Source organism: Kluyvera sp. CHPC 1.2972 (genome assembly GCF_036759925.1).
Taxonomy (GTDB): Bacteria; Pseudomonadota; Gammaproteobacteria; order Enterobacterales; family Enterobacteriaceae; genus Kluyvera.
The window spans coordinates 188,334-213,258 of the sequence record NZ_JAPKIB010000004.1 but is presented as its reverse complement, the minus strand read 5'-3'; the positions used below and the strand labels follow the sequence as shown (position 1 = coordinate 213,258).

Below are 24,925 nucleotides of genomic sequence, written 5' to 3'. Positions count from 1 at the left end.
TATTACTTTCCAGGATACCTATAGGATACCGCCACTGAGTATTTATAGGTAATCCTGCATATCTTCAGATAATTTAGTTGCTAAACTATTTTCTCGACAATTTTATCAACCAAGCTATCAAACTGATCCCCAAGAACATCTATGTATTTTTTAATAGCTAGTATTCTCACCACTTCCTCCTCGCATTCCACTTCTTCTGAAATTGTTTTTGTATAGAAGTGATGATCTTCAACGCCTTTTCTTTGTATTAGCCAATCAAAATCAATTCCATATTCTTGCTGTAAAAATTCTTTAACAGCAGCATGTTGGTAAACCTCAACTTCCGGAGGACGATTGCCAGGAAAAGAAAATAAGTTCCCTCTAGGATCCTCACCTACATCAGCATCCCTAACTGCAATAGCATTTAGTCCAGATTTACTCAAAATCTCTACTGCCTTTCTTACGGCAGTTTTATCACCAACATCAGTAATCTGAATGGATTTGAGGATGTCTCGCCTTTTCAGCCTTATTACTTGGCTAAGTAGTACCTTAGCAAAATGATCCTCAACACAAACATGCAGCCCTTTAAAATGACCGTCTGAGAGTATTGATCTTATGTGCGTTGTTGAAATGCCGTCTTTTATATCCACGCCAGTTTCATCACGAATCAATAATTTACGAGCCTCTGGAGGCAATGCATTTAAAATAACACTAGAATGAGTAGAAAGAATAATTTGATGTTTTCTCCGCTCACAAACCTCCATAAGATATTTCGTAAATTCATATTGCGCACTTTCATGAAGAGACGTTTCTGGCTCTTCTAAAACAAATAAGCTCTGTTCCGGGGATGTTTCTAACATATCAACGGTATAAAGCACCCGACCTTCGCCAAAGCCCATGTTATTTTCTGAATATGAATATCCAAGTCTTTCAACCATCCCTATTTCTGTCTCTCGTTTTCTATGCGATATTCCCTGAAATGCAACATCGTCATATGGATGACCGATAATTTTAGCCATCCTTGATATTATCTCTTGGTCAACATTCCTTCTCACTGTCAAATCGAAATCCCTTCCCCCATAGACACTGAGATCACGACGCTCAACTTTTGGAATGTATACAGTAAAACCTATATAATAACAATGTCTCTCCGGCTGACGTTTATATCCAGACCAAGAAGATTTTATACGTGAAACGGTTACATCTTGAGTTCTATTAGGGTCATTGGTTTCATATTTATAAATGACACTTGAATCCATTTTAAATGGACTCGGATCAGCTTTTGATACGGGGAAAAAGTCTTTTATATAAAGCCGTTTATAATCTTGTGCTGTTACCGGTTTTTTATATGCACAAATAGCTAATTGCCCAAGAGTACTTTTACCTGCGCCATTTAAACCAGAAATTGCCGTCACAGGAAAATCCAAGCTCAGAGTAATATCCTCTATACCTCGAAAACCTTTAATATCTATACTTCTCAGAGCCGAGCCAAAATTAGCATATTTATTTCTTGGAGAGTACTTACTTTTCAATTTACTTCTTATATCAGCCATACAAATCCCTATTCTGCTGTGTAATAGCCTAAATTAAAAACATTTTTAGACTATCAGATCCTTTTTAAGCTTTCTATGCTTGATTTTGTAGTATGTAAACCCAAGTAACCTCAAGATGCAGCATGATAGTACTCAAACAAGTTACCCCGGCTGCGGCCCTAAGTACAGGCTCCTGCAACTTGAAGCATCAATGGTTGTTTATCGTCTGGGGTTTTCCGGTTTACGCCACTGATAAGGTGGAGACTTCATGCGTTGGCGGTGCCGCTGTTTAGCGGCCAACACCATAGCTGTTTTAGTGCGGATTACCAGCTTATCCTGCCCGTTAAGTTCATGGCCCTCGCGACTAGCAATCTCTTCCAGGGCAGCGATAAGTAAAATTTTATTCATATGAGCCTCTATTGCTGATCTTCTGCATAAATCCCGGCGGAGATAATTGCGCCGCCAATTTCCCGTTGCCCATAAAGCAGGGGAACGGGATTGCCAGATGCTGTCGTGTTAACGGGACCACCAAACGCATAGGAGGGTTTGTTATCAGGTTCCTGACGCATTCGCAGGCCTGATACCTGCGGGGAAAGTAACTGGACTACTCCACCCAAGGCCATTGATGCTCCAACAAGGCCAATGTTTAATGCAGCGCCCTTCCCAATCAGTGCGGCACCTGCTGGACCAAGAGCTATACCACCAGCAATCAATGCTACACCGAGAACAGCCTGGAACAGACCTGCCCGCTTACTTCCTCGTATTACCGGAATAATTCTCAGCTCATCACCCGGCCCCAGGAGTTCAAACTCTTCGTGTCCGATATTGCGGCGATCCCGGAAAATAACAAAATCCAGCCCCTTTGCCCGAGCCTCACGCAGGTAAGCATCAAAGCCATCAATGGTGTTAGATAGCGCCCTGAATACTTCATTGGCAGACGTTAACGCGCGGCGATGTGTCCTGCCAAATCGCTGAGCCATTGAGCCGCTGAGTTTTATCGTGGTTTTCATAGTAGTTAATACCTGTTGCATATTACCCCCTGTCAGATACCGTTAAATGTCGCCAACCGTTGTTTGTGGTTGTCGCTCATATCGAAAGCAAAATCCTCGTGCTCAGCCTGGAAGGTACCGAACGCCATCAGCGCGGATACAGCCGGGTCTATCTTGTTGGAGGATTTCTTCTTGTTGGGCTTAATGTTGGCGTTGGCATCCGTCTCCATCACCACGTTACCAATCGCCCAGGACAAAACAGGATCGCCGCGATGGCGCACTACCTTACGGTTAACGAACACCTCAAATGATTTCGCCACCGGACTGAACTTGAGATAGGTTTGCGGGAAAGGCTCCACATCAAGCCCTGCTCCCTGTAGCTGGGTGCGCAGGTGCGTGGCGTTCCACGTATCGAAACCCACCAGCCGGATATTGAATGTTTCAGCGTCGTGCAGAATATCGTCACGGATGCGGTCATAGTCGATGCAGTCGCCGGGGGTAGTGCGTATCCATCCCGCTTTTACCCACTGGCGGTAGATGGCGCGGTTTTTGTTGGCGACGTTAAGTAGCTGGGCTTCCGGCAGATAATGACGGGTCAGCAGGCGGATCTCCCTGTCGAACGGGAAAGCGTAACTCACGCTGGTGATGTCGCTGGTAGAGGACAGGTCAAACCCGGCGTAGCACTCCATTCCGGCCAGATCGTCTTCGTTATAGTCGAGCGCACAGGCATCCCATGCACCGGCACCCATCCACGGCGTGGAGCCCTGACACCAGATATTGAAACGTTTGGTCAGCATTTCCACCCACTGCGACGGTATGCCCCGCGCTTTCTGGATGGTTGATTCCAGTTTCGCTGAGTCAACGGACACATGCAGGTTAGGGTTAGCCTTGATCCACATTTCAGGCTGCTCAACCTCGCTTTCGTCGTCCAGTTCGTAGATCAGGACAAACAGCGAATCGTTGCTCTCTTCCCCGGCCAGAATCTGGCAGCAGTAGTCATAATGCTGTTTACAGGCAGAGACAACGTTACTCCCGGCGGTAGTGATGGCGAACAAAATCGCCTCCGGACGTGCGCCCATACCCAGCTCGAGGGCGGAATAAACGCCGTTATCCGGGTGAAGGTGGTATTCATCGACAATCGCCAGACTGGGGTTAGTCCCTTCAATGGTGGCCGCTTTCGCCGCCAGCGGCTTTAACAGGCTGTTGCTCTTCGGGAAAATGACCTTATGCGCCTGGATATTGACGCGCTTTTTCAGAGGTTTTGACAGCAGGCACATCTGGCGGGCGTCGTCGAACACGATTCGGGCCTGATCCCGGCTAACCGCCGCCGTGTAGATATCCTGCTGGCCCTTCTCCATCACCAGAAACCAGTTAGCCAGCATGGCGGCCACGGTGGATTTAGCGTTCTTACGCGGCACCTCAATAAAAGCGCTGCTGTACTTCCGGCGGCCTGACTCTCTGACCTTAAAGCCCAGCAGGTTAGCAAAGGCGAACTGCTGCCATGGCTCCAGCTCGATAGGCTGGCCCCGAAGCGGGCCTTTGACGTGCGGACAGAGCCGGGAGAACGCAATAAACCGCTCTACGGTCGCCGTATCGAACTCATAACGGGGATCATTCAGGTCTGAAAAGTACCTTTCAACGGCCTGTTTTACGCGCTTACAGGCCGGAATTTCACCGGATTTAATGGCGTTTGCGTAATCATTCCAGACGGTCAAGCTCGTCCTCCTCTTCCGTTTCTACCGGATTACGGCGGCGGCTTACCGGATCAAAGCCCAGCAGCGACGACATTTTAATCATGATTTTTTCAGCGTCGGCCTTTGCGCTAAGCGCCGGATTACGGCTCTCGCCGCCCTGGCTGTTAACAATGCTGAATCCGCGGCTGGCAAGGTCTTCCACTGCTTTGCGGTACATCGAATAGTTAACGCAAAAAAGCTCAAGGTTGTTCCAGTCGGCAGGCGTCAGATCACCGCGCTCCGCCAGCTGCTTCGCCTTTGCTTTCCACTGCTGCGCCGCGATCTCATCAAGATAGGCGGGCGGTTTGGGTGGTCTTGCCATAACTTACTGTTTACCTGTCTGTTTTATTTTCAAAAAAAACACTGTGCGTAAAAATTTGAGGGGGCGGGTGGTGCCTTGCGGCTGGGGTTTTGTCCTGAAAACCTCCCCCACCCCGTCCATGCGGCCTGTCAGCGGTTGCGGAAGCATTCCATCACCTCCCGCTCACGTTCGCTCATGCGCTTCACTGGCTGGCGCTCATTGCGTCTGGTGCGGGCCCGCACAAAGCCATCACGGCATCGGGCCAGTGACTGATACAGATTCACCACGTCTTTCTCATTCATCGCTGGCCTCATACATCCAGTTATTACGCTGTGCTGCCCGCTCTTCCTGCTCGATGTAGAGCCCTGCTTTACGATTCGCTTTGGTGATGGGGTCCTGCTGCGTGGTCTTCTGGTTATGATGTGTCTGGCATAACGGCTGGTGGTTCCACTCCGGCCAGAACAGAACATCATCACCGCCATTGATAGGGATGATGTGATCGACAATCTTTGCAGGAACGTAGAGGCCCAGCTTCTGGCACTCAACACAAAGGGGGTGACGTTTCAGATACTGAGCGCGGTACTTCTCCCATGAGGCAGAGTAACCACGGGCGCGCCGATGGCCGCGTCTGGCATCCTGCTCCCGCCACGCTTCCCGCCTGTGCTCGTCACACTTGCCGGACCTTACCCGCTTATTACATCCCGGCTCATTGCACCGGCGTAGTGGTTGCCACGGCATCAGTACACCCCCACATCACGATAGACAGACCACAACGCAGAGACAGCCATCGGTATCTCTTTGGCGTCGGTATCACCAATCATCGTGCGGTACTCGTACAGCTGAGATACGTACATCAGACAGCCAATCTTGATAGCTGGCGTAAACTCCAGCCCGTTATCAAACCGCTTGCCGATATGCTTCTGGCAAACCTCCAGCGCCGCATCGATGTACGCCTGTATCAACGTATCTTCGTAATCATCATCAATACGGCAATGCAGCTTTGCTTCATCTAGGGTGATTTCAGTAGTCATTTCTCGGTCCCCTGTTTGCAGAGAATCTCAAGGCGCGTCATACCTGAGTCCGGTATGGGCGGCCCGATAATGTTGAGCGTCGCCCCGGCAAACGGGCCAGTCAGCACCTTCAGACGGTTGGCAGCAGTAATATCTCGACGGAAACGCACCCAGACACGGATCGTTGCTTCGGCAACCTCGGCACCAGCCGCTACCAGTTCACGACCGCTGATCCCCTTAACCTCAGCCCAGATGGTTTCCCCGTCTTCCCAGATCTGAATAACCTGACCAGATGGATCTCTGTGAGTAGTGAATACCCGGATAGTTACCCGGTTTCTCAGTCCCCCGGCTCTCATGCGTCACCTTCCTTGCCGTCCTTACTGATCTTCACTTCCTGCTTCCATGCCTGGCTAAACTCATCACCACCGTCACGCGGCGGCATCCCCTCACGCTCACGGGCTTCGTTCGGGTTCATGATCCCGTTCTTGATGCCTCGCTCATAAGTGGCGTAACGCTCGGTTGGCGTGGCGCGGAGAAGGTCAGCAGAGTCAAACTCCACCTGATAGCGGCTTCCCGGAACCGGGGAGGCCACCAGCAGCGCAGATTTGATTTGTTGTTCGAAGTTCGCCAGCCACGGGCGCATGGTCATGGTGAGAAAGGCGCGGCTCGCTTCGCTAAAGTTGCTGTAGGTGCTGTTGCTGTATTCCTGGAGGAAAATAGGCGACACGTTGAACATGCGGGCAATGTCTTCGATGGTGAAGCGGCGAGAGGCCAGCCATTCGGCATCCTGGTTGCTCATACCAAGCTGCTTGTAGTCCATCCCACCTTCAAGGATCGGCACTTTCCCAGCATTTTTAGCGCCTTTGTACCGATCCAGCGCATCCATAGCCTGCTTGCCCTTCACGCTGTCGAGATACTCATTTGTGGTTATGACTCCCGCCGCCATCATGCCATCTTTCATAACGCTGGCACCGTGGCGCTGCTGAGCCAGACCTAACCCCAGCGCCTCGCGGCAGATGGAAATTGGAGAGCGCCCCAGAAAACCATCATCGGTGGCATAGCGAAGATGCAAAATCTCTTCCTGGAGGTAAGTGCGCACAGCCCCGGTAAACGGCTCAGTAATGGTGTATTTGTACTTATGCTGGCCGATACGCTCAGGAACAACCGCCCCCGGCGCATACGGATGCAGGGATTGCGGCTGACCGTCGCGCCCCCACTGGATCACCGCATAGGCGTTACCGTTCAGCAAACAATGACGCATCATTGTGCGTTTAAACTGGTAAGGCGTCTGGCAGTCGTTCGGCTGCTCGTTCAGGAGAAAATCCACCGGGTGATTGCTCAGCCACTCCCGCGCCTCACGACCATTATCATTACGGACGCGGTAGAGGTAGCAGGGCATTGTCGCCACCGCCTCACTAATAACTGACACGGCGTTCATCACCGCAGGCAGAGATTCCGCAGTACCCGCAGACACATACTCGCCTGATCCGGTATTTGGAATCCCTGCCATCGCCAGCCACTCATCAATGGTCATGCTGCGCTGTTCGGAGGATTCAGACTTACGGCCAAACGGCCAGATATTCCACATATCAAAGCCCCGCTAATTCAGCCCAGCGGCGACGGTTATCGCCAGCGCGGCGCAGTTCAGGATGTTGGGAGAAAAGCGAACGGTGAGCGATTTCCACGCCAGATTCCGGGTAGGCGGGCATTGATGTTACGGTAATTTCCCGTAGTTCAGCGGCGGTCACGGTGCGCAGATATGGAGACTGAGCAATATCCCACGCCTCTTTCAGCGCAAGGAAACCGAAGCTCATGCCTGAGATATCCCCGCGCTCCACCAGCTCCAGCACATCGTTGCCAAGCTGGGTATTCGGCGGGGTCAGCTCGAAGCGCAGCCCGGTATCGTCTTCGGACAGCACCAGCGTGCCGGATTTGGTGCGGCCCAGCAGCTGGGTATAGTTATGCTCGTACAGCGCACGCACATCGCTACCGGATGCCAGGCTGTCTTTAAACGCTCCCGGCGCAAACTGCTCGCGGAACTCATCCCAGATAACTTCTGACAGGCTGTTCCAGCGCACGGCATAGCCCACCAGCTTTTTGTTGCTGGCGCTCACTTCGGAGATACGGATTTCAAAATCGGTTGTTTTCATTACTGGACTCCACAGAGGGCAAAAAGGGGCCGCAGCCCCTTAAACGTCAAATCAGGAACCGGAGCCGGAAAGCTCAAGCACCTTTATGGCGTTGGAGTCCACCACGCCGCCGCCCAGGTATTTATCGGTATGCACCTTGTAGAAACCCGGTTCGGTGATGTTGTCAGGACGGGTACGCACGCCAGTGGTGTGATCCACAATGAAATAGCCGCGCTTGAAGTCGCCAACCGCGAGGAACGCTTTACCCGCCTCCGCATCCGGCATGGTTTCCAGATACTGAACAGGACGGCCCAGCAGCGTATCGGGAGAACCGGCAACCAGACGATCGCGCCAGATGTAATCCCCGTTGCCGTTTTTCAGCTTTTGCAGTTTTGCGGCGGTGTTGGAGTTCATCACCCATACGGCGTTCTTGCGGTATTTGGCTTTCAGCTTGTACAGCAGGTCGATCAGGCCATCAGAGGAAACGTCAGCGGCTTCCATCTTCTCCAGCGTGCCGAACGGACGGGTTTTATCAGCAGTGGCCGCGCGAGGGTAAGACAGGAACCCTTTGGATTTTTTATCACCGTCGCCGTTCACAAAGTCGCTTTCTTCGGTAGCGGTGAAGGTGTCAGCGATTTCAGAAGACAGCCAGCCCAAGATATCCACCTCGGAGAAGTCGAGAATCTCCTGGGTGGTTTTCGGGTAGGCGTAGATCGGGTTGAGTTTGATATCAACACGCTCCACCCTCGGCGTGCTGGTTTCGGTACGTGGTTCACCTTCGGTGCCGCGATTAACGGTAGTGCCGCCCACAGATACCAGCTTCTGGTATTCGTTGGTTTTGGTGGTCTTCACCGTTGCGATGGAGCGCATCACGCTATCATCCTGCAACTGGCGCATAATCTCTTTGTCCAGCTCAGGGATAACGGTATAGCCGCCGTCAGCCTGCACCAGAGTGGAGAGAGAGCGGGTATCACCGGTCATGATGTAGTGGCGCAGCTCGTCGTTGCTTACTGGCTCGCCTTCAACGGAAGTACCAGGCAGATTGCGCTGATCGTCGGCGACGGCTTCAAGACGGGTGATTTCAACTTCGAGGGAATCAGCCTGGGCGCGGAGTTCATCGAACTTTTTGCCCTCTTCTTCGTTCAGGCTGCGCTTTTCGGTGTCGGCTTTGTCAAGCATGGAGCGCATCTGGGTTTTGAGTGCTGCTTTCTGCTGGCGTAATTCGAGTAATTTCTTCATGGAGTGGTTTCCGTAACAATTAACGTTGAGACGTGAAACCAGCGCTTGGAGGGAAGGCCGTTAAATCTTTTTCTGCATCCCACAGACTGTACTCGCTACAGCTTGATTTAACGGCCAGTGGCGGCTCACGTCTGAGTGCCACTCTTCAAGATATACATGAAAAAATTTAAGGAAACCCACCTCAGAGCAGGGGGGAAGAATGAGTAAGTATGAGTACGAATAATTTACAAAAAAAGCATGTATGGATTTATCATTGACTGACTTTACGACAGAGGAGAAAGCACCATGAACCTGAGCGCAATGATTTATCCTGATACTTTTATTATTGAGGGAGAGATTTTCAAAGGTAAAAGAAACTCCCAAAAGAAACAGGTGTTAATTCCATACACTAATGAACCCGAAGTAATTATTGGTCAGCATATTATTCAAAGTGTCGGAAAAAATGAGATCAAGTTGAAAGTATTAGATATGAAGATGGTTCAAGGTGGAACGCTCAAAAGAGGTACAAAACATCCACATATGCTCACTCTCAGCATTGAAAACATAACAGAAAATGAACACAAGTCACCTACTAAAAGCAGCACATTCCACATTGGCTCGATTAACGGTGAGCAGGTTCAAGTAGGTGAAAGCAACCATATGCTTGTTAATATCAGTATTACTGAACTGGTTGAGAAGGTTGCTAAATCTGGAGATCCACAGGCTAAATCCGTGTTGAAACAATTGCTGGAAAATAGCACTGTTGCCAGCATTGTTGGTGCAGGTGCCTCAGCGTTGTTGAATTTACTGTAAAAAATGGCCTGGTATCTACCAGGCCTAATGTATCATTTCTCGCTCATCCAATCTGGTGGCGTTGGCATCTTATCTCTATATTCTTGCAAATGCTCAATCATCGCATCCAATTGTTCTCGATTAGTAGCCAGTATTTCTTCTGAAAGAGTGCTTCGAACAAAGTCATGATGATCGATCCAGAATAGTGCCCCATCTGAAAGCGCCTTCCGATATTCAGCGGTAGGCATTGCACTCATATCATGAAGCCCATAATGATCGTAATGTTCCTTTATTTCATGAATCGTAATAGGCATAAATTCTCCTTGTTTGTCTAACCTGCCGCATTTAGTGCCGCGTTTAGCAATGCCGCACTTAGCGCCGCACCAGTTTTCTCAAAAAATTACGCAAACCCAGTAATGACGGGGGTTTCAGTGAAATGCCGCACTTAGCGCGTGTATACAGGGACTAAGTGCGGCATTTGGTCATAAAACATACTAAATGCCGCACATGCCGCATTTGCCGCCGCATCTACTCGATAGTTACCGGGTAAAGGTTCTCACCCTCGATGCGAATAATTTGCTCACTCTCCAGCTTGTCCAGCCAGCGCGGGAATGACTTTCTCACTTTATCTGCCCCCAGTGTTGCACGCAGATCGTCTTTAATAACGGAGATAGTGCATGGCTCCCCCTTAGCTGTTCGGCTGCGTACTGCCTGCCATAGTGCATGGTGGTTATCGCTAAGACGGGAGACATTGGCCAATTCAGGCTCAACTTCTTTAGCCTCTCTCGGCTGATCGTGCACAACCAGAGAGCAAACAAGCTCGCCATCTTCATCGGTGTAAAGCTCTGCCGTTCTCAGGTCATACGCTTTACGCTCTGGCTCCTCCGCGTCTTTCATCTTGGTACAGGTCAGAATAAGCGCCTTTCCATCCCCTTCACGCTTAACGTTAAACTCAGTATCAAGCGCAGCGCGGAAAGCACTGGAACCGCGAGCGCCTTTCCCTTCATCTTTGCCGGAGTGGTGGACTACCAGCACTGTTGCCCCCGTTTTCTGTTTGATAACGTCACACCCCTCAATAAACGCCCCCATATCACGAGCATCATTCTCGTCGTTACCACCAAAACAACGGGCCAGCGTATCGATCACCACCATGCGAACCGGTACACCACATTCGGCTTCAATCTGCCTGGCAGCGAGAAGCACTTCCGTTACCTCTGACTCGCGCACAGGGAACACCGGACGATTGACCAGCCAGAGGTTGTCTGCCTGTATGCCATGCACCTGTTCCCATGCTCTTATACGCCGGGGAACACCTACACCACCCTCGCCAACCACATACAGCACCGCGCCGGGAGTGACCTTCTTCCCAGCCCATGGCAGACCTGCAGCGATGTGACAGGCCCACGACACGGCGAGAAAACTCTTATACGAACCGCTGGGGCCGTAAATGCTGCACAGTGATTGCGATGGCAGAAAGTGTTTAAGGATATAGTCCTGACGGATATCAAAGCCCTCAGAACCGCGAGAGAGAGGCAGCTTTGTCCTGAATTTTGCACCAGCATCTGGGAATACGCGGTGAATGCGCTGCACGTCAGACAGCATGGCATTCATTTCCCCTTCGCCTATCTCTTCCACCAGCACAGAACGCCGCGCAGTAATCATTTGTTTTCGGTCAGTATCAAGATACCCGGCATCACAAAGCTCCTCATACGGCATTGCTGCTATCTGGTTGAGGCGAGCCACCAGCTTTCCGTAACGGGTAGTTGGATCTTTATGCTGGTGGAGGGCTTTATCCAAATCGCTGCGGCTGTACTGCTTGCCATGCGCCCACAGATACGAACAGGTGAACAGGGCATCCGATACGGTTTCTACAGCTGTCAGTTGTACCGTCATTTTGGAATGCCCCCGCTCATCTGGAATTTGCCGATCAGAGGATGGAACCAGTACGCAGAGCCATATTTGCGCTTAGCGCTGCGCAGCACCAGACGCGCCGCTTCCCTGAACTTTTCATCAGGTGCAACGAACCCGCCAGATTTCAGCTTAACCAGCATCACCCCTGTGTTTTTCGCCAGTTCCTCAGCCTTTTTGGTTGAGATACCGTATTCAGCGGCCAGTGTTGCTACTGGCGTCATACCCGGAGGGATTTCACCCCCCTGACTATCAGTGAGTGACTTAACCTGTGCCTCAAGATGCAAAACCTTTTCAACCAGCAGATCAACGCGGTTAGCCAGCTCGTTAAACTTCACATTGCTGATCATTGTTTTGCCTCCTGCGATTCAGGGTCTGAAAAAGTAGAAATATCCAGTGAATTTGCCAGTTCGTCAGAGAGGCGGTTAGCCAACCCCGTTAAACTCATTACATGGATACGCTCTTCCTCACCTCTGATAGTCGCAAGGTAAGCAGCACATGACAGAAGCGCGGCAACCTCTTGCGCCAGTAACAGCAGATCTTTGTTGCTGCGGTAGGTGTAAAAGTTATCCATTGAGCACCCCCGTTGAATTCTGCTCTACCATGCTTGCCGCCAGTTGATCAGATACTCGTCTGGCCAGGCTGATAAGGTTTTCACGTTCTACCTGATCAACGTCGCACTCTTCGACAACCATCAACAACGCAGCCAGCTCACAGGCTATTGACGCGCTTTTATTGGTTAATTCACGCATGGCGTACCTCCTGAATAGCTGCGCTATCGAACTCCCAGCCACGGCGGGTGGTGTAATCGAAAAACGCAACGCGACAAGGAGACTGGGCGCGGATTTTGGCAGCGAAAACCAAATCCCAGCCGGGGAATGCAGCGCGGGCTTTATCTTCCGTGTCAGCATCAAAGCGGAGCACTACAGGTGTGCATTCTGGGGTGTGGTCTGGGGTTGCAAGGAATAACCATGTAAATTCCGGGCGAGTTTGGGTAGACTTAGTGGAAGCCATTACTGTTACCTCTATTAACGGTTTGGTTAGAGGCCCGGTTAGTGTTCCTAGCACTGCCGGGCTTCGCATTCGAAAGGTGTATGTCACCTCCGCTATTAAAACTAGACCAAAGTGAAATACACCTCAAGTCTTTTCTTCTCATTTTTTTTGCGTATACTGAAATACACCTAACACAAGGAATCACAGTAATGGCAACAGGTGCGAAGAACGCAAAATCACAAATGACAACAATTAGAATTCCCCACGAGGTGATAGAGGATATGGATCGCCTTAAGGAAGATGGAGAAAGCACGGCGGCATTTCTCGTTACTGCCGCCAAAGGCGAAATCAAACGCCGCCAGCGTAAAAAGGCCAAGGAAGCCGACAAGGAGTGATACCCAATATCTGGGTAACGGTCGAAACTACGGGAATTCTCCGGGGTATGCTGCATTGCAGTACACCCGGCACTCTGTTCCAGTTCTCCCCAGATTTGGGGAAATGGGGTGTGCGCCAATGCCGCACACCCTAAACAGCCCAATTTCTGGGTAGTTTCACGTAACCTCGCCAATGGCGCAGTTCCTGCAATCACAGGAGCGCTCAGGCTTTGACCACCAGCGCAAGGCCTGGTATGCTGATCCTGTTTAGATTTGATGTGACTACTTGGGCGACCCTGCAAGGTCGCCTTTGTTTTATTTATCACCCGCATTTTTACCCCCATCCAGTACACCAGCATCTATCAGCTTTTTAGCCAGCCACTGAACTCCCTTCGGAGTAAACTTCGCCTGCGTAAAAGCGTGCCCGTTGTTCGTGCTCTCGCCTGTCTTAAGAGTGAATCTGCCAGCATCCATATGGTGGGCATAAGGCGTCAGCTTTCCGGCCAGTGGATACATGACCCCCTGATCAATGAGGAACCGGCGCAGCTGGGTCTCTTTCACCCCAAGCAATTTCGATACCTCCCGAAATCCCATGCTGCCGGACGCCTCGACGAAGCGATCGACAAAACTTGCCTTGGTGGCAGTGATAGCGAGCTGGGTTTCGAGATGAAGGGACTTTTCAGCCAGATCAGCAGCAAGGCGCAAAGCATCCGGGAGAGACTGAGGGAGAGTAGAGACAGACTTAGCCTGGCGTTCGCAGTTGATAAAGTAGCGCCGTACCTCTCGCCCTTTATCGTTGCGCTCGACCATCGCCAGCTCTTTACCCATGTCGATAGTTATCATGTAGTCATGCTCAATCTGTTGGCGATTTTTTGCGCTCCCCGGAACGGGGGAGCTCAGATTTTCAACAGTGATGTAATCAACGCCCGCCAGAAACCCATACTGATTAATGCGCCCTTTGATCCATGTCGTGAAATCGCGCCCCACACCAAGAAAGGAATGGAGACTCCTGGCGCTAACAGATGAAACCGACTGACCGCCAATACTGCCAGGCGAGACGGGTACAAGCTCAGGTAAATTTCCCATACCATTCCTCAGGCTGTTTGTGTGCGACGAGTGGAGGCCAGATAGCAATCGAGATCGGCCTTCATATAAATGACCTTGCGCCCTACCTTATGATGTGGAATACCCACTTTTCCGGTATGAGCCCAATTAGCCAACGTTTGGGAGTTAACGCCAAGATAAGCAGCTGCTTCTGCGCGGGTCAGGCGTTCTAATGTGAAAGGAGAATTGACTAACTTCATATTTATCACCGTGTATTAATGGTTAACAACAGTGATAAATATCTATGATGACGTAATGCCTTATCAGTCCTGTAACTGGCTACAGGTTCTCATCTACCGGATGCAGAGACACAACAACCAGCAATATCCCCCCATTAACTGGCTAATGGGGGGAATACTAATTCAAGTCTTGTATATTTTTCTGGTTTTGGTGGCCTCAAGCCAGAGAGTGTTATCCAATTATCCAATGCATTCCGACTTACCCTCCCATGATAATGGGCAGCTAAAGCATCAAGAAGCGCAGTTTTCGCACCACAAGGATATTTTCCCCAGGTGAGTCTAATGACTTCAATTACCTCTGAATAATATGGACTACGTGGCCTTTTTGCCTTTTCTCTTTGAGATTCTGAAATTGCCTTCTGAGCTATTTCATTAAATTCCTTAAGAGATATCTCATCACTAAAAACCCCTTCCATTAGCAATTTAACGCCAATCCTGGCAAGGTTATCTGCATTGTTATTCATGCCAATAAAATGCAACGCAAGAGCGGCATTTAAAACAGTGATGCCATCACCCGACAATGGAACATCAGCCAAGAATGGGGTTTGTTTTTCATCCATATATAGTAAGGTTTTGATTACCTGTTCATCGCTACCAGATTCATTAGCATCCACACCAATAAAGTAAAGAAATTCCTCCAGGGGCTTTTCCGAGTCTTCAAAATAGCCAATTATTGTATTAACCATTTTGCGGGCAGAATTTTCTGAACCACCGGCTTTGAACGCATCACGCAAAATAGAAACAGATGTGGAATCAGTACCATCAACAAACAATTCGTTTATGTACGTACCAACTATCATTTTTCTAAAATCAATTTCTGATTTTGTCATGATTTATAACCTTTATTATCATTTGAAATCTCGAAGATTAGTTTTCTTTTCTGATCTTCGTTTAAACTTTCCAAAACAGCCATTAACTGAGTATTAATATCTTTTATATTTTCAGACATTCCAGCATGTTCAAGGATTGCCCGCTCTATTCTTGAGGCTGGCTCCAAAAGTTCATCGGCGCTGAAATGCAAATAACCCTGCGTAACATCGGCACTTCTCATCGTGCGGTGATTAAGTAGGCGTTTCAGGATGTAGTTTCCAACGCCCACCAGCTCAGCAACAGTGCCGAAAGTGCGACGACCGTCATGCCATTTAAACGAGATGGGCTGGAGCAAATCAGGGTTAAGTTCTGGTACGGTGGCAGCGCTTATGCGTTCGATAATATGCCTGTATTCCTTGATAACTCCCTTATCACCAGGGAAAACTAATACACCATCGGCAGCTTTCATTTTTGCTCGACGACGAAACAGTTTTAAAAGAGTCTCCGTGACAGGTAGCTCAAGCGGATCACCGTTCTTTGTGGCATCTATCCAGAAATAGCGGCCACCTAAATTAACCCTGTCCCAACTAAGCTCTAAAATTTCTGATTTGCGTAATCCGGTAAAAATCGACATTTCCACTGCATCACAAACTGCAGCAGCAATATCATCACGGCCCTGCTCGGCCAAGCTGCGAACGCTGGCTAAAGCGCTAAACCACCTGGCAAGCTCATTGGTACGGATACGCTCAGTTTTCCTGACTGTTCCATGCCATTTTCGCTTAGTGCTGAGCACCATCGTAGGAGGGTCAGGAAGAAGGGTTTTACCCTGATCGTCTCGGTAATGGTCGTGAGAGAAACGGTATATAGCCCGCAACACTCGCGCCCATAGATCAGCTTGCGCTTTACTACCGGTTCCTACACCAGCGCGTAGCGTTGATTTGTCAGCGCCAAACCACACGGAACCATCAGTTACAGCCTTATGTCTTGCCTCCACCCGCTCCCTGCTGATCGAAGCGATTGGCTGCTTCATCCAGTCACCTGAGTAATTTTGCAGGATGGAGCGATATTGCGTTGCTGTATCTGCGCTTAACCTTGCATCACGGCTCTCGATGTAAGTATCCAGTGCCTCAGCAAGCGTCACGGAAGCCTTTTCGCTAATACGCCTTTCAACATTCGGGTTTCTGCCAGTGGTGGCTACATCCCCCAACAGCTCAAGAGCCTTTGCCCTGGCATTATCAATCGTGAGATCAGGGAAGCGCCCCAGCGTGGCACGGATGAACTTGCCATTACGTTTACGGGAGATGCAGAAGCTCTTAACGCCACTGATGCCCACGCGAACACGCAGGCCGTTAACGACGGTATCACCATACTCAACCTGACCACGTTCCGCAGCTGGCAGACTTTCAAGTTTAGCTTTAGTGAATTTGAATGTTTCCACAAACACCCCATACCAAACGATTAGGGTATCCTGCAAATCGCTTGCAGGCTCCAGGATACCTATAGGATACCGCAAAGGAGTATTTTAGAGTATTTATGGTTATTTATACAGCAAATTGATATCGCATAACTAACTGAAAATTATAGATAAGTATTTTTAAGTAATAATTTGCATCCTAACTCATAATCGCTTGGTCGTTGGTTCAAACCCAACAGGGGCCACCAGATACCGCAAGGGCTGACGAGAAATCGTCGGCCCTTTGTTTTTTTCTGAGGATCTGCCCGGAATGCTCCAGTACCCGATGGAATTAGCGGCTAGAGCTATGGGGGAAAAAGCAGGTACGTAATAGCTGAGGCTATTTATGCGGGCAAAAAAAAGGACCACCGAAGTGGTCCTTTTCCATTTTTACTGCACGCCTCGCGCTTCTGTAACGTCGTACAACGAGTAGCGTTTCTGCAAGGCCTGACCACCATCACGCGTTAACGGCACCCAGTTGAAGCCAGCACGAGTGTTGGTCGGGCTAGTGCTCAACAGATCCAGCGGAATCGAAATGTAGAACCCTTTAGTGAAGCTACCTTCGCCGTAGTCATGAGAAGAGACGTTGGTTAGTGTCGCAAATGCACCGGCAGTGATCCCACTAGCGAAACGGCGTGAAATATCAATCGTACCGCCTTTATCACCTGCCAGATAACGGCCAACGCTCACTTTCACCAGGAATTCATCGGCAAACCATGGTTGCCAGTAACCGGTGAGGTTGCCTGTCGTGACGCTGTAGTCTGCCATTTTCATCGGATCATTCCAGTCACGCTGTTTGACCCAGTTGACGTCGGCACCGATCGCCCACTGTTTATCCAGTGGACGATAAATCAGCTCGCTCCCGACCCCGGCAAACATCATTTCCAGATAACCGCCATAGTTCTGCATATACCAGCCATCACCCAGAGCACCAATACGTGTGAGCTGGAGGTTGGTCAGATACAGATCGCTGCTATCGAAATATTCACGAATGTGAGTGCGCACCTGTGGGATATGACTGTCCGGAGGTGGCGCGGTGAAGTTGAACTTATCGTAGTTGTTATACAGGTTAAGCAGCACTCCACCGCCTACCGTCCAGTTATCGGTCATCTGGTAGTCAACTCGCCCACTAACCGCCATCTGGTACATGTAGAACGATTCTGGCCCGCCGATAGACTGGTTTAATACCGGCGACCAGTCGAAGCTAAACGCAGATTTTTTATCTGCCGCTTCGGCCTTCACGTGCTGCGGCTGTTGAGGTTCCTGACGTACGTCGACGTTTTCTGGCGGCGTCGCCCCCAGAGGCACGCCGCTGAAAGTCTGATCCAGCGCGGTCACATCGCTACGATGGCTAATCAGCGGTAGCGATTGGTTTTTCTCCGTCACCACAATCTGACGAGTCCCTTCAGGAAGGTTGTTCATCATAATGCGGTTTGCGCGCTCAACACCTTCAGCGCGATCGCGGTAATCGGTTTGCTCGCCGGAAACGTAAACCGTATCCCCATCACGTTCAATAGACGGTGATGACAAGCCAGCATTATCGCGCAGCGCCGTAAGTTGAGCCCTGGACACCTGAGGGTCAAGATTTGCGGGTTGTGTGTCAGGATTATAAGCTGGTTTTGACGGTTTCTGCGCCAGGCTACGTACCGTCTCAAAGTTGGTTTTCAGCGTCACGCCGAACGTCAGCGTATTCCCGCGCTCATAGCCGAGGTTAACATCACCCCAATCGCCCAGACGGTACAGCATGCCGACGTTAATAGGCGTACTTTGGACAAGGGCACCCGCACGGTCATTACGGTAGTTATTGCCGTCATATTCCACCTTAAAGCGCAGCGGTTGCCACGGCGTCTGGTACTCCACGCCGCCGAACAGCGCTGAAGGCCCACGGAAGAAGCGTTCAGAATCGATATTCCCGCCGCTGCCGCTGTAGCCTTCATCACGATGGCAAAAACGATCGCTCGCTTTACAGAACGGGTTCGTCACATTACCGCTGTTACCGACATATCCCCAGCCCATCCCCAGCGTGAAATCAAAAGGCCCTGCCGCTTTGGTCGCGACCAGATATTCACTGTCGAACAGACCGGTCCCGCCGATATCACGGAATCCTAATGAGATATCCGGTGTCCAGCGAGTTTCCTGCCACAGACGCGCTTTAAGATCGATCCCCTTATCTTTATAGGTCTGGTCACCGCTGAAATCTTCCGCGCCGTAACGTAGGGTACGCACATCCGTATAACGAATGGTACTTTCCAGCCACGGCATTAATTGCAGTGAAAGTGACCAGAAACGGTATTGATCGTTATCTCGGTAGTTCACATTGAACTCACCAGAGGGCGCCATTCGCGCGGTTGGCGTTTGCAGCAAGCCGACGCCACCAAAGTCAGACTGTGAAGGGGTGACATAAGGGGTATACAACGGCGTCCCCCAGTCTGCATTGGCAACAGAACTAAAGCCGCCGAGCGACAGCGCGATCATTGAACTGAGTGTAGTGAGCTTCATGGCGCGACAGTCCGTTGTGTGAGCAATTGGATGATGTCCTGGTTCAGAGTCTGAAACCCCTCAGGCAACGCAGAGGTTTGCAGGTTTAGCCAAATTTGGCTGCCAGGTTGCGGTTCATGGTAACGACGATTCCAGTAACCCGTGGGGACCGTTTCCGTGGTGCCATCAGGCGCAATAACGGTAACCGTATCCGCATCAATTCCCGGCTGTTGCTGATCAACCTCGACATAGGCAGAGGTCTGCTTACCCGCAACAAAGGTGGACACGGTGCGCGAACTGTTCCACAACGTGATATCCGGCTGCGAACGGGTGCTGACATACAAGCGATAGTCACCCTCCAGCGGCGGCGAATATTCTGGCTTAAGGCGCACATGATCCGGGTCAAGCGAGAGAGGATAGGCCCCCACCACCTGCAGGTGTTCAATTCGCTGACGCAGGACATTGATACGCTGCATCTGGATATATTCCCCCTGTTGCTGCAACTGGCTCGCCAGAGCGGTCAGCTTCGCCACAATGTGCTGCTGATTTTGCTGCTGCAATGCATCACTCGCAGGTGTAGAGATCTTCGCCGTTTGCCAGTCGATACCTGTCGGCAGCGCCGGGTTCATGACTAAATCGCTAAGGGTATGAGCAGCGATCTGCGTGGTTGAACAGGCAGGCTCGCAAATAAGGGTAATCTGCCCCTGGCTGTAGCTCAGCGGGGCTATCGCCATCAGAGTGGCGGTTAGCAAAAGAGGTTTCATCATCAGGAGTAGGGCTTCAGTAAAGTGAGAGACCACATCGGGCCATGAGGATGCAGGTTTTGTTCGCTATGCACGACCTTGCCTGTTTGCGCATCAACCCAGTAACGTTGGACATACGTCGCACCGTCCTGTTCTGCCGTTACGTGCTCTTCCAGCAGGCGATAATTACGCGAGGTGTCGAGAATGGTGAAGTTCTGGGTACCTGCCCAATGGAAACGAGAAGTCACCGTGGCCGAGTGGAAAGTCCCACTATTCCACTGCATCTGTACGCGCCACTGCTGCCCTTCCTGGATGCTTAGCGGACTGGATAACGGATCGGGTTTATCACTTTCAAGCTTGAGTAAGTTATCCTGGAAACCAATGGTTTTAATGATGCGCCCATTTTGTGTTGAAACCATTTTGGAGTCAGCGGTCAGCCACTTTTGTGTATTGTGTTCATTCCACGCCAGCACAATAAATGCCAGCGGGCCATCATCCACCGTCAGCGACATTGAGGCATAAGGGATACTGGCAACTTTGGTATTGTCGATCACCGCATCCTGCGAGGTAAAAGTCTGCTTGAATGTGTCTGAAATGATACCAGGACGTTGTTGGTTGCAAGCGCAAAGTAAAATAACCGCGCTGGCCAGGCATATTTTTTTATACATATTAGTCGCCGTAAGCAGGCAGAAGAATGGGGCTCAATAAGAACCCCATGATAAGGAGAGCGAATTAACGCGTAGACGTTGTGGTGCTGGTGCTGGTACCACCGTTGCTGTTGCTGTTGCTTGCAACGGCAACGCCGATAGCAACTGCACCAACGACGCCCGCACCGATTGCAACGGCAGTCCCGGTTGCTAAACCAGCGGCAGTAGCTGCAGTACCTGCTGCGGTACCTGTCGCGCCGCCAGCCGTAGTGGTTGCTGCACCTGCAGCAGCTTCTTCAGCGGCCATCGACACCGTCGGGGCAGCCAATACGCACAGCATCAGTAAACTTACTTTGTTTAATTTCATTAAGAGCCTCTTTTATTGTTTCATTGGTGTATTTCTCTGGCGGAATGTTCCCCGCCCAGGGAAAATCGAGTGAATATAAAATAATAAATCTAACCAGCACTTGTTCATTATAATCAATAAATTAAAACCACACCTATTTTTATAACAAACAATTAATCCATGTGATAATTTGGTAAGAAAATACAAAGTAACTTCTTTTGCAGGGTTAAATCATCTCGGCGCCCCTGGTATCTTCAATCATATCAGGGTGGCTTGAGGTGAGATAAATCAAATGCTCCCGTGACAGGAACATTTGAAATCAATTACTTCTCAGATCTTTATTTTAAAATCATAACAATACTATTCATAATAGTTATATGCACCATACTCATAGTAATTAGCAGTTCGTTTTTCCACACCGTTAAATATGACCCCACTCACATTAAGTTTGTTTTGTTCGAAGCGCTTCGCTGCCACTTCTATTTCTTTTAGGGTGTTCTTCTGGAAACGAGCTACCAGCATAATTGTTCCTGCATACTTGGCGGCAATACATGCATCACTTACGGCTAAAATCGGTGGGGTATCGATAATAACCAGCTCATAATTCTCAGTAGCCCAATCCATCAATTTTTTGAAATTAGCATTCATCAACAATTCGGATGGATTTGGTGGAATTTGACCTCGTGAGATAAAGTCTAAATTTTCAATCTCAGTGTTTTTAACAACATCATCAATACTGTTGCTTCCACTTAAAATATCAGAAAGACCAATTTTCTCTTTGCAATTAACAACGTGATGCATTTGACCTTTGCGTAAATCCGCATCAATTAGCAATACTTTTTTATCAGATTGGGCAATTACCGCTGCCAGGTTGGAACTGACAAATGTTTTACCTGCTTCTGGGGTCGCACCCGAAATCAGTAAAATATTATTAGTTGCTTGCATCATAGCAAAATGCAAACTCGTACGTAGGCTTCTGATTGCTTCTACAGATAAATCAGTAGGGTTATCTTTTGCTAACAGATTAACTGAACGGATGTTTTTATGTTTTTTCTTTGTAAGTTTAAGGTTTTTGTCTCTTAGCCATTTGGAATTAGGGATCGAAGCATAAACATTGAGGCCCAGGCCCTCAATATCTTCACTGCTTTCTATTCCGTTATGTAATATCTTCTTCAAAAAACAAAATGTTATTGAAGAAAAAACGCCAATAATCAAGCTGATGAATATAATTATAGCTTTTTTAGGTGCAACAGGTCTTGTTTCAGCCATTGCTGTATCAATAATACGCACATTACCAACAGTGCTGGCCTTATTAATACTCAACTCTTGTTGCTTGTTCAAAAGCAACATGTACACTTCCTGGCCAGATTGCACATCTCGAGTTAAACTTAAAATCTCCTGCTGTGTTTTCGGCATATTACCAATCCGAGTATTTAGCTTGTCTCGCTCTTTCAGCAATAATGCTTTTTTCTCCAGCAGCGTTCGGTAGGCTGGGTGATCACGAGTATATAGCTTGGAGATCTCCGCCTCTTTAAATGTCAGCTCATTTATCTGTGTTTCTAAAGAAACCGTGGTATCCAATACTGATTTGGCTTCTAAAGATAAATCAACGGATTCATTTTTCTGACGGTATTGATTTAATCGACTTTCGGCATCGTCCAGTTTAGCGCGAACGAGAGGTAATTGCTCTTTAAGAAAATCAAGACTTTTGGCTGCTTCTTCAGACTTACGACCTACGTTTTGCTGCAGGTAGTTATTACTGATGCTATTTAGAATCTTTATCGCTTCACTAGCATTATCTGCTTTATACGTTAATTGAAGCATGCCGCTATCTTTACTTAAGTCTGCGACAGATAAGTTTTCTAATATATTGTTAATTGCTGTTAATTTTTCCAGTTTAACCATTGTAAACCTGGTATCAACCGGGGCATTAATTTCACTAACCAGAAGATTAATGCCATCTTTATTGAGCAATTCGCCAATTCGACCTGAATAGGTCACGTCATTCGCCACTAATTCATAGCTATTTGGCGACAATACCTTAAGAACCATTGGAGTATCTAATAGTTCATTTGGGACAACTAATCTGGATACGGCAATTTGACCGTCGGGGTTTCCCAATAACCGAGCCAAACCTTTGCCGATAAGCGGGAAGTGTTTCTCAGTAACTACGGTATCTAAAGCGAGTTCATCAACCGTGTTCCCCAATACCATGCGGGAATTAATTAAACTAATCTCGGTTTGTGATTCAGGCTTACTATCGGGCATAATATCAGATAGTTTACTTAATACACTGTTCCCAGCACTTTGCTCAACTTGTATTAATGCACTAGCACGATAAATGGGGGTAGCCATAAACGCATAAATAATCCCAAGGCATGTAAAGATCGCCGTAATAATTACGATCTTCCATTTATTATCGAGTAACACACCGAACAGTTCACTTAGTTCAATTTTATCGCTATTATTACTAATACTCGAATTTTGTTCTGACATTTAATTAAATCTCTGTTCTTAATTATTTCTTTAACGCCAGGACCCAGCGCGCGGTGCTTTGGGCTAATTGTGTATAAACCAGCTGATACATTTCACGGCTTTTCTTATACGGGTCGCCGATCTCCATCTGGTTTTGCCAGTGACCAAACAGCATGGTCTTGCCACTGACTTCCGGGTAGCTTTTCTTGATCCGTTCGAGATGGGATTTTTCCATCACCAGGATCAGATCGTATTGCATCGCCAGACTGGAAGAGAACGCCTGTGCGCAATGGTTTTCAAGGGATAACCCGTGCTCAACCGCAACATCAGCAGCCATTTCGTTAGCTTCTTCGCCAACCAGCGCGCCTAAGCCTGCAGAATCAATCTTTTTGCCTGGCAGAGATTGGCGAAGCAAACGCTCCCCGGTCGGGGAGCGGCAGATGTTGCCGACACAAACCACTAAAATAGAATCAAACATAATTACCACTGCTTAATCATGCGAACGGATTCCGTCATGTCATTAATGCCCGTAATAGTAGGGGCTAACTGACTCAGGACGCGGTTCCAACGGGTTACAGGTGCGGTAGTGACATAGACGATATCGTACGGCTGAAGTTTGAACTCCGTCCCCATCACAAGTGCGGTAGCATCAGAAACATTCATCTGGTATACATTGGCCACTTTACCGTTGCTATCTTTGCCTCGAGTCGAACGGATAACAAAGATACCGGTTGCATCAGCGCTCATCTGGTCAATACCTTCAGCATTCCCTAATGCTTCGGTCAATGTCATCCCGCTGCGATCCATCTTCAGGGTGGCCTGCTTTTTGACTTCCCCCATCACAAACACTTTCAGGTCATCGTTACGCGGAACATACAGAATGTCGCCGTTATAGAGCATTCGGTTTTGGGTCAGGTCGCCGTTTTTCATCAACGCCTGGAGGGAGATGCGTTCGTCTTTGCCATTATGGGTTAATACCGCGTTGTTCCAGTCAGCGTTTTCCGCAAGGCCGCCGGCCTGGTTGATCGCGTCCATAATGGTTAAGGGTACGTTGGTGATCGCTTGCTGACCCGAACGAACGACTTCACCAGTGACGTAGGCTTTTTGTGAGCGGAAGGCGGCAACGCTGATGTCGATTTGTGGCGATTCAATATAGGTGGCTAACTTGCTGGTCAGCTCTTCGCGTAATTGAGGCAGGGTACGGCCAACTACGTTTACCTTCCCGGCGTAAGGGTAGAAGATAGTGCCGTCCGATTGCACCCAGTTACCGGTGTCGGATGCGCTACGGTATTGCCCCGCAGGCGTCGTCAGTTCTGGGTGATCCCACACGGTAACCATCAATATGTCACCGACACCAATATGGTACTGGTAATCCTGAATGTCGTTAGCAAGTTTCTGGTTTGGACGTGCAACGATCGGGGTCGGTTTCAGTGACTCAATCAGTTTTGGGGTAACGGTATAGACGTTGACTTTGTCATTGATATCCGCGCTGTCGTCTTTGTTGACGATCGTTTTACCAAAAGTAGTGAGATTACTGCCCGGAACGATAGTACAGCCACTCAATAAAACAGCTGAAATGAAGAGCGGTACAGCTGCTAATTTTACAGTCATCATGTTGGTCACTTGGATCGTTGAAATTGAAAAACCCAGCAGGGCTGGGTTATTTGATTAA

Annotated in this window: 31 protein-coding genes; 2 read left to right on the top strand and 29 right to left on the bottom strand. The window is 49.1% G+C overall.

All coding sequences use genetic code 11. The annotated features are described in order from the left end of the window. Positions 1 to 80 precede the first annotated feature (80 nt). The 12 genes from V6944_RS09315 to V6944_RS09260 all read right to left on the bottom strand — a co-directional run bounded on the left by V6944_RS09315 (position 81) and on the right by V6944_RS09260 (position 8,912). Complete coding sequence (locus V6944_RS09315; RefSeq protein WP_032673034.1) at positions 81 to 1,532, bottom strand: ATP-dependent nuclease; 1,452 nt, start codon at positions 1,530 to 1,532, stop codon at positions 81 to 83. A 198-nt stretch (positions 1,533 to 1,730) separates the two neighbouring features. Further along, a complete protein-coding gene (locus tag V6944_RS09310; RefSeq protein ID WP_032673037.1) occupies positions 1,731 to 1,919 on the bottom strand; it encodes a hypothetical protein in 189 nt (62 codons plus the stop codon). Between the two features lie 8 nt (positions 1,920 to 1,927). After that, positions 1,928 to 2,542: a tail assembly protein gene (locus V6944_RS09305; RefSeq protein WP_023309411.1), complete on the bottom strand. Its 615-nt coding sequence runs from the start codon at positions 2,540 to 2,542 to the stop codon at positions 1,928 to 1,930. Positions 2,543 to 2,553: 11 nt separating this feature from the next. After that, entirely contained in the window at positions 2,554 to 4,215 is a 1,662-nt protein-coding gene (locus tag V6944_RS09300) for a terminase large subunit (protein ID WP_333498743.1), read from the bottom strand. After that, on the bottom strand, positions 4,199 to 4,555 hold the full coding sequence (locus V6944_RS09295) for a phage terminase small subunit P27 family (RefSeq protein WP_316944019.1): 357 nt from the start codon (positions 4,553 to 4,555) through the stop codon (positions 4,199 to 4,201). The genes V6944_RS09300 and V6944_RS09295 overlap by 17 nt, the downstream gene beginning before the upstream one ends. 128 nt (positions 4,556 to 4,683) lie before the next feature. Continuing rightward, on the bottom strand, positions 4,684 to 4,836 hold the full coding sequence (locus V6944_RS09290) for a hypothetical protein (protein WP_162184623.1): 153 nt from the start codon (positions 4,834 to 4,836) through the stop codon (positions 4,684 to 4,686). Then, a complete protein-coding gene (locus V6944_RS09285) occupies positions 4,829 to 5,272 on the bottom strand; it encodes an HNH endonuclease signature motif containing protein (protein ID WP_032673045.1) in 444 nt (147 codons plus the stop codon). Before V6944_RS09285 ends, V6944_RS09290 begins: the two co-directional genes overlap by 8 nt. Beyond that, positions 5,272 to 5,565 (bottom strand): head-tail connector protein, encoded by a 294-nt coding sequence (locus V6944_RS09280; RefSeq protein WP_032673046.1) that lies wholly within the window; start codon positions 5,563 to 5,565, stop codon positions 5,272 to 5,274. Before V6944_RS09280 ends, V6944_RS09285 begins: the two co-directional genes overlap by 1 nt. After that, entirely contained in the window at positions 5,562 to 5,900 is a 339-nt protein-coding gene (locus V6944_RS09275) for a phage head closure protein (protein WP_032673047.1), read from the bottom strand. The genes V6944_RS09280 and V6944_RS09275 overlap by 4 nt, the downstream gene beginning before the upstream one ends. After that, complete coding sequence (locus V6944_RS09270) at positions 5,897 to 7,132, bottom strand: phage portal protein (protein WP_032673048.1); 1,236 nt, start codon at positions 7,130 to 7,132, stop codon at positions 5,897 to 5,899. Before V6944_RS09270 ends, V6944_RS09275 begins: the two co-directional genes overlap by 4 nt. Position 7,133: 1 nt before the next feature. Beyond that, complete coding sequence (locus V6944_RS09265; RefSeq protein ID WP_333498742.1) at positions 7,134 to 7,694, bottom strand: HK97 family phage prohead protease; 561 nt, start codon at positions 7,692 to 7,694, stop codon at positions 7,134 to 7,136. A gap of 51 nt (positions 7,695 to 7,745) precedes the next feature. Beyond that, positions 7,746 to 8,912, bottom strand: a complete 1,167-nt coding sequence (locus V6944_RS09260; protein WP_032673050.1) for a phage major capsid protein — start codon at positions 8,910 to 8,912, stop codon at positions 7,746 to 7,748. A 285-nt stretch (positions 8,913 to 9,197) separates the two neighbouring features. Here V6944_RS09260 and V6944_RS09255 point away from each other — a divergent pair, with 285 nt between their 5' ends. Beyond that, positions 9,198 to 9,704 (top strand): hypothetical protein, encoded by a 507-nt coding sequence (locus V6944_RS09255; RefSeq protein WP_032673052.1) that lies wholly within the window; start codon positions 9,198 to 9,200, stop codon positions 9,702 to 9,704. A 32-nt stretch (positions 9,705 to 9,736) separates the two neighbouring features. On the opposite strand, the gene V6944_RS09250 is transcribed toward V6944_RS09255, so the two are convergent. The 6 genes from V6944_RS09250 to V6944_RS09225 form a co-directional block, all read right to left on the bottom strand. Next, positions 9,737 to 9,997 (bottom strand): hypothetical protein, encoded by a 261-nt coding sequence (locus tag V6944_RS09250; RefSeq protein ID WP_032673054.1) that lies wholly within the window; start codon positions 9,995 to 9,997, stop codon positions 9,737 to 9,739. 214 nt (positions 9,998 to 10,211) lie between these two features. After that, entirely contained in the window at positions 10,212 to 11,576 is a 1,365-nt protein-coding gene (locus V6944_RS09245; protein WP_096217611.1) for a helicase RepA family protein, read from the bottom strand. Next, positions 11,573 to 11,941 (bottom strand): hypothetical protein, encoded by a 369-nt coding sequence (locus tag V6944_RS09240; protein ID WP_045324750.1) that lies wholly within the window; start codon positions 11,939 to 11,941, stop codon positions 11,573 to 11,575. The genes V6944_RS09245 and V6944_RS09240 overlap by 4 nt, the downstream gene beginning before the upstream one ends. Further along, positions 11,938 to 12,165 carry a hypothetical protein gene (locus V6944_RS09235; RefSeq protein WP_047361515.1) on the bottom strand — a complete coding sequence of 76 codons (228 nt, stop codon included), beginning with the start codon at positions 12,163 to 12,165 and terminating at the stop codon, positions 11,938 to 11,940. The genes V6944_RS09240 and V6944_RS09235 overlap by 4 nt, the downstream gene beginning before the upstream one ends. After that, positions 12,158 to 12,343 (bottom strand): hypothetical protein, encoded by a 186-nt coding sequence (locus V6944_RS09230; RefSeq protein WP_047361513.1) that lies wholly within the window; start codon positions 12,341 to 12,343, stop codon positions 12,158 to 12,160. Before V6944_RS09230 ends, V6944_RS09235 begins: the two co-directional genes overlap by 8 nt. Beyond that, the gene (locus tag V6944_RS09225) at positions 12,336 to 12,605 is read right to left on the bottom strand and encodes a host cell division inhibitor Icd-like protein (protein ID WP_110292558.1); all 270 of its coding nucleotides are present in this window, start codon (positions 12,603 to 12,605) and stop codon (positions 12,336 to 12,338) included. The genes V6944_RS09230 and V6944_RS09225 overlap by 8 nt, the downstream gene beginning before the upstream one ends. A gap of 188 nt (positions 12,606 to 12,793) precedes the next feature. Between V6944_RS09225 and V6944_RS09220 the strand changes: the two genes are divergently transcribed. Next, on the top strand, positions 12,794 to 12,979 hold the full coding sequence (locus V6944_RS09220) for a YlcI/YnfO family protein (protein WP_047745543.1): 186 nt from the start codon (positions 12,794 to 12,796) through the stop codon (positions 12,977 to 12,979). A gap of 294 nt (positions 12,980 to 13,273) precedes the next feature. On the opposite strand, the gene V6944_RS09215 is transcribed toward V6944_RS09220, so the two are convergent. The 11 genes from V6944_RS09215 to V6944_RS09165 form a co-directional block, all read right to left on the bottom strand. Next, positions 13,274 to 14,056 carry a phage antirepressor KilAC domain-containing protein gene (locus V6944_RS09215; protein ID WP_406807663.1) on the bottom strand — a complete coding sequence of 261 codons (783 nt, stop codon included), beginning with the start codon at positions 14,054 to 14,056 and terminating at the stop codon, positions 13,274 to 13,276. Then, on the bottom strand, positions 14,053 to 14,262 hold the full coding sequence (locus V6944_RS09210; RefSeq protein WP_071993127.1) for a helix-turn-helix domain-containing protein: 210 nt from the start codon (positions 14,260 to 14,262) through the stop codon (positions 14,053 to 14,055). Before V6944_RS09210 ends, V6944_RS09215 begins: the two co-directional genes overlap by 4 nt. Positions 14,263 to 14,396: 134 nt before the next feature. After that, complete coding sequence (locus tag V6944_RS09205) at positions 14,397 to 15,131, bottom strand: hypothetical protein (RefSeq protein WP_223866215.1); 735 nt, start codon at positions 15,129 to 15,131, stop codon at positions 14,397 to 14,399. Next, complete coding sequence (locus tag V6944_RS09200; protein ID WP_032673327.1) at positions 15,128 to 16,549, bottom strand: tyrosine-type recombinase/integrase; 1,422 nt, start codon at positions 16,547 to 16,549, stop codon at positions 15,128 to 15,130. Before V6944_RS09200 ends, V6944_RS09205 begins: the two co-directional genes overlap by 4 nt. A 405-nt stretch (positions 16,550 to 16,954) precedes the next feature. Next, positions 16,955 to 19,063 (bottom strand): YjbH domain-containing protein, encoded by a 2,109-nt coding sequence (locus tag V6944_RS09195; protein WP_333498741.1) that lies wholly within the window; start codon positions 19,061 to 19,063, stop codon positions 16,955 to 16,957. Then, positions 19,060 to 19,809: a capsule biosynthesis GfcC D2 domain-containing protein gene (locus V6944_RS09190; protein ID WP_333498740.1), complete on the bottom strand. Its 750-nt coding sequence runs from the start codon at positions 19,807 to 19,809 to the stop codon at positions 19,060 to 19,062. Before V6944_RS09190 ends, V6944_RS09195 begins: the two co-directional genes overlap by 4 nt. After that, entirely contained in the window at positions 19,809 to 20,453 is a 645-nt protein-coding gene (locus tag V6944_RS09185; RefSeq protein ID WP_333498739.1) for a YjbF family lipoprotein, read from the bottom strand. The genes V6944_RS09190 and V6944_RS09185 overlap by 1 nt, the downstream gene beginning before the upstream one ends. A 64-nt stretch (positions 20,454 to 20,517) precedes the next feature. Then, positions 20,518 to 20,799 carry a hypothetical protein gene (locus tag V6944_RS09180; RefSeq protein WP_333498738.1) on the bottom strand — a complete coding sequence of 94 codons (282 nt, stop codon included), beginning with the start codon at positions 20,797 to 20,799 and terminating at the stop codon, positions 20,518 to 20,520. Positions 20,800 to 21,138: 339 nt separating this feature from the next. Then, the gene (locus V6944_RS09175; RefSeq protein WP_333498737.1) at positions 21,139 to 23,274 is read right to left on the bottom strand and encodes a polysaccharide biosynthesis tyrosine autokinase; all 2,136 of its coding nucleotides are present in this window, start codon (positions 23,272 to 23,274) and stop codon (positions 21,139 to 21,141) included. Positions 23,275 to 23,296: 22 nt separating this feature from the next. Then, positions 23,297 to 23,731 (bottom strand): arsenate reductase/protein-tyrosine-phosphatase family protein, encoded by a 435-nt coding sequence (locus tag V6944_RS09170; protein WP_333498736.1) that lies wholly within the window; start codon positions 23,729 to 23,731, stop codon positions 23,297 to 23,299. 2 nt (positions 23,732 to 23,733) lie between these two features. After that, positions 23,734 to 24,867 (bottom strand): polysaccharide export protein, encoded by a 1,134-nt coding sequence (locus V6944_RS09165; RefSeq protein ID WP_333498735.1) that lies wholly within the window; start codon positions 24,865 to 24,867, stop codon positions 23,734 to 23,736. Positions 24,868 to 24,925 lie beyond the last annotated feature (58 nt).

What these genes read in the sequence shown, in the direction of transcription:
- V6944_RS09195 (WP_333498741.1), bottom strand. Translation starts at nt 19,063, where the DNA reads ATGAAGCTCACTACACTCAGTTCAATGATCGCGCTGTCGCTCGGCGGC.
- V6944_RS09250 (WP_032673054.1), bottom strand. Translation starts at nt 9,997, where the DNA reads ATGCCTATTACGATTCATGAAATAAAGGAACATTACGATCATTATGGG.
- V6944_RS09165 (WP_333498735.1), bottom strand. Translation starts at nt 24,867, where the DNA reads ATGATGACTGTAAAATTAGCAGCTGTACCGCTCTTCATTTCAGCTGTT.
- V6944_RS09225 (WP_110292558.1), bottom strand. Translation starts at nt 12,605, where the DNA reads ATGGCTTCCACTAAGTCTACCCAAACTCGCCCGGAATTTACATGGTTA.
- V6944_RS09255 (WP_032673052.1), top strand. Translation starts at nt 9,198, where the DNA reads ATGAACCTGAGCGCAATGATTTATCCTGATACTTTTATTATTGAGGGA.
- V6944_RS09170 (WP_333498736.1), bottom strand. Translation starts at nt 23,731, where the DNA reads ATGTTTGATTCTATTTTAGTGGTTTGTGTCGGCAACATCTGCCGCTCC.
- V6944_RS09265 (WP_333498742.1), bottom strand. Translation starts at nt 7,694, where the DNA reads ATGAAAACAACCGATTTTGAAATCCGTATCTCCGAAGTGAGCGCCAGC.
- V6944_RS09280 (WP_032673046.1), bottom strand. Translation starts at nt 5,565, where the DNA reads ATGACTACTGAAATCACCCTAGATGAAGCAAAGCTGCATTGCCGTATT.
- V6944_RS09275 (WP_032673047.1), bottom strand. Translation starts at nt 5,900, where the DNA reads ATGAGAGCCGGGGGACTGAGAAACCGGGTAACTATCCGGGTATTCACT.
- V6944_RS09220 (WP_047745543.1), top strand. Translation starts at nt 12,794, where the DNA reads ATGGCAACAGGTGCGAAGAACGCAAAATCACAAATGACAACAATTAGA.
- V6944_RS09285 (WP_032673045.1), bottom strand. Translation starts at nt 5,272, where the DNA reads ATGCCGTGGCAACCACTACGCCGGTGCAATGAGCCGGGATGTAATAAG.
- V6944_RS09245 (WP_096217611.1), bottom strand. Translation starts at nt 11,576, where the DNA reads ATGACGGTACAACTGACAGCTGTAGAAACCGTATCGGATGCCCTGTTC.
- V6944_RS09260 (WP_032673050.1), bottom strand. Translation starts at nt 8,912, where the DNA reads ATGAAGAAATTACTCGAATTACGCCAGCAGAAAGCAGCACTCAAAACC.
- V6944_RS09295 (WP_316944019.1), bottom strand. Translation starts at nt 4,555, where the DNA reads ATGGCAAGACCACCCAAACCGCCCGCCTATCTTGATGAGATCGCGGCG.
- V6944_RS09185 (WP_333498739.1), bottom strand. Translation starts at nt 20,453, where the DNA reads ATGTATAAAAAAATATGCCTGGCCAGCGCGGTTATTTTACTTTGCGCT.
- V6944_RS09205 (WP_223866215.1), bottom strand. Translation starts at nt 15,131, where the DNA reads ATGACAAAATCAGAAATTGATTTTAGAAAAATGATAGTTGGTACGTAC.
- V6944_RS09270 (WP_032673048.1), bottom strand. Translation starts at nt 7,132, where the DNA reads ATGTGGAATATCTGGCCGTTTGGCCGTAAGTCTGAATCCTCCGAACAG.
- V6944_RS09235 (WP_047361515.1), bottom strand. Translation starts at nt 12,165, where the DNA reads ATGGATAACTTTTACACCTACCGCAGCAACAAAGATCTGCTGTTACTG.
- V6944_RS09230 (WP_047361513.1), bottom strand. Translation starts at nt 12,343, where the DNA reads ATGCGTGAATTAACCAATAAAAGCGCGTCAATAGCCTGTGAGCTGGCT.
- V6944_RS09310 (WP_032673037.1), bottom strand. Translation starts at nt 1,919, where the DNA reads ATGAATAAAATTTTACTTATCGCTGCCCTGGAAGAGATTGCTAGTCGC.
- V6944_RS09315 (WP_032673034.1), bottom strand. Translation starts at nt 1,532, where the DNA reads ATGGCTGATATAAGAAGTAAATTGAAAAGTAAGTACTCTCCAAGAAAT.
- V6944_RS09290 (WP_162184623.1), bottom strand. Translation starts at nt 4,836, where the DNA reads ATGAATGAGAAAGACGTGGTGAATCTGTATCAGTCACTGGCCCGATGC.
- V6944_RS09305 (WP_023309411.1), bottom strand. Translation starts at nt 2,542, where the DNA reads ATGCAACAGGTATTAACTACTATGAAAACCACGATAAAACTCAGCGGC.
- V6944_RS09210 (WP_071993127.1), bottom strand. Translation starts at nt 14,262, where the DNA reads ATGAAGTTAGTCAATTCTCCTTTCACATTAGAACGCCTGACCCGCGCA.
- V6944_RS09180 (WP_333498738.1), bottom strand. Translation starts at nt 20,799, where the DNA reads ATGAAATTAAACAAAGTAAGTTTACTGATGCTGTGCGTATTGGCTGCC.
- V6944_RS09190 (WP_333498740.1), bottom strand. Translation starts at nt 19,809, where the DNA reads ATGATGAAACCTCTTTTGCTAACCGCCACTCTGATGGCGATAGCCCCG.
- V6944_RS09175 (WP_333498737.1), bottom strand. Translation starts at nt 23,274, where the DNA reads ATGTCAGAACAAAATTCGAGTATTAGTAATAATAGCGATAAAATTGAA.
- V6944_RS09240 (WP_045324750.1), bottom strand. Translation starts at nt 11,941, where the DNA reads ATGATCAGCAATGTGAAGTTTAACGAGCTGGCTAACCGCGTTGATCTG.